Origin of the sequence: Herbaspirillum sp. B65 (genome assembly GCF_000333555.1) — a bacterium.
Taxonomy (GTDB): Bacteria; Pseudomonadota; Gammaproteobacteria; order Burkholderiales; family Burkholderiaceae_D; genus Herbaspirillum; species Herbaspirillum rubrisubalbicans.
In genome coordinates, this window is the sequence record NZ_BADI01000011.1 from 1 (window position 1) to 1730 (window position 1730).

Below are 1730 nucleotides of genomic sequence, written 5' to 3' on the forward strand. Positions count from 1 at the left end.
GCATTGTAGCGAAGCGCAATGACGGTCAGCACCGGCAGCTTGGAAAAGGCACTACGTGTCATGGAATTACCCAAGAATATGCAAATATCAGAAGGGATGTATTCTATTTTGTAATTATTTTCGAAAAAATCCGGTATTTCGCAATTCTTTATCTCTATATAAGCAATAATGATTGCACCAATCTGGGTAACAATGCTCTCATCGGGCAGTGCGCTTGGACGCTTGCAATAGCTCAATGTCTGATCCAGGCCTTCGCATTGAGTTGTACTTTTAGTTGTAATTCTTGGTTGTATTAGTCATAGGAAAGCGATGGATACCCTGCAAAACATGCGCGTCTTCACGCGTGTGGTCGAGGCCGGCAGTTTTACTCAGGCGGCCCAGCAGATGGGCTTGACCACGGCCCATGTCTCGCGTGCGGTGGCCGACCTGGAGCGCCACCTGCGGACCCGTCTGATGAACCGTACCACACGCCGCATCGCCCTGACCGAGGCTGGCGAACGTTATTTGCTGCGTTGCCAGCAGATCATGTCCTATGTCGATGAAGCCGAGGCCGAGGCCAGTGCGGCCTACGTCAAGCCGTCCGGGCGCCTGCGCATCCATGCCATGACCAGCTTCGGCCAGCGCTACGTGATTCCCTCCATTTCGGGCTACCACAAGCGTTACCCGGATGTGGCGGTGGAGTTGACGCTGGCCCAGCGCATTCCCGACATGCTGGAAGAGGGTTACGACGTTTCGCTGGTGCTGGCGCGTGAATTGCCCGATTCCGGCCTGATCTACCGCCAGCTCGGTACCACCTTCAGCATGTTGTGTGCGGCTCCGGCCTACCTGGATAAATACGGCGTGCCGCAACAGCCGGCCGATTTGCTCCATCATGCCTGTCTGCAGTTGGTGAGCCCCATTTCGCCGCTGGACGAATGGGCGCTGGAGGGGCCGGAGGGGGCGTCGGTGATCGCCGTGAAGAGCTATTTCCAGGTCAATGTGGCCGAAGCCATGCTTACCGCCGTGCGCGAAGGCATGGGGATCGGCGTGCTGCCGATCTATTCGGCCGTGGATGCCTTGCGTGCCGGGACCATCGTGCGGGTGTTGCCGCAGCATCGCTTGCAGAACATGGGGGTGTATGCGCTGTATCCTTCACGTCAGTACCTGGACGCCAAGATCAGCACCTGGGTAGACTGGATGCACGAAACAGTGGACAAGACCCTGCAGGAAGACCATCAGGCGCTGGAACGCCTGGGCAGCCTGCGCGAGGAAATGCAAGGACTGGCTGCGCGCGGCGCGACGCTGGGCTAATCAAACAAGGCAAGCAAAGGTGACCATATGGGATGGCTGGCCGTAGGCATAGGAGCAACGCTGGGCGCCTGGTTGCGCTGGCGCATCTCGGTGGTGTGGAACGTGGCCGGGCACTTCGTGCCGCTGGGCACGCTGGCGGCTAACTGGATCGGCGCCTTCGTGATCGGTTTCCTGGTGGCCTATTTCGAGGAACATCCCGGCTTGCCGCCGGAATGGCGACTCTTTGCGGTGACCGGTTTCCTGGGCGGGCTGACCACTTTCTCGACCTTCTCGGCCGAGGCCATGATCCTGCTGCAACGGGGTGACTACCTGTGGGCCATCGGCCACTCCGGCTTGCACCTGCTGGGCTCCATCGTGTTGTGCGTTGCCGGGTTTGCAAGCTATCGCGCCTTGGCAGGCTGAGCACTCGNCGTGAACTGATGCAAATCAAACCGAAACGG

3 protein-coding genes are annotated in these 1730 nt (G+C 58.8%); 2 read left to right on the forward strand and 1 reads right to left on the reverse strand.

Annotated elements, in window-relative coordinates; all coding sequences use genetic code 11:
• The coding region (locus I5W_RS32730) for a hypothetical protein (protein WP_044527747.1) at positions 1–236 on the reverse strand (236 nt) is incomplete at its 3' end.
• Positions 237–309: 73 nt separating this feature from the next.
• Between I5W_RS32730 and I5W_RS00245 the strand changes: the two genes are divergently transcribed.
• Positions 310–1290, forward strand: a complete 981-nt coding sequence (locus I5W_RS00245; RefSeq protein ID WP_017450993.1) for a LysR family transcriptional regulator — start codon at positions 310–312, stop codon at positions 1288–1290.
• A 27-nt stretch (positions 1291–1317) separates the two neighbouring features.
• Positions 1318–1692 carry a fluoride efflux transporter CrcB gene (crcB, locus tag I5W_RS00250; RefSeq protein ID WP_017450994.1) on the forward strand — a complete coding sequence of 125 codons (375 nt, stop codon included), beginning with the start codon at positions 1318–1320 and terminating at the stop codon, positions 1690–1692.
• The last annotated feature ends 38 nt before the right edge of the window (positions 1693–1730 follow it).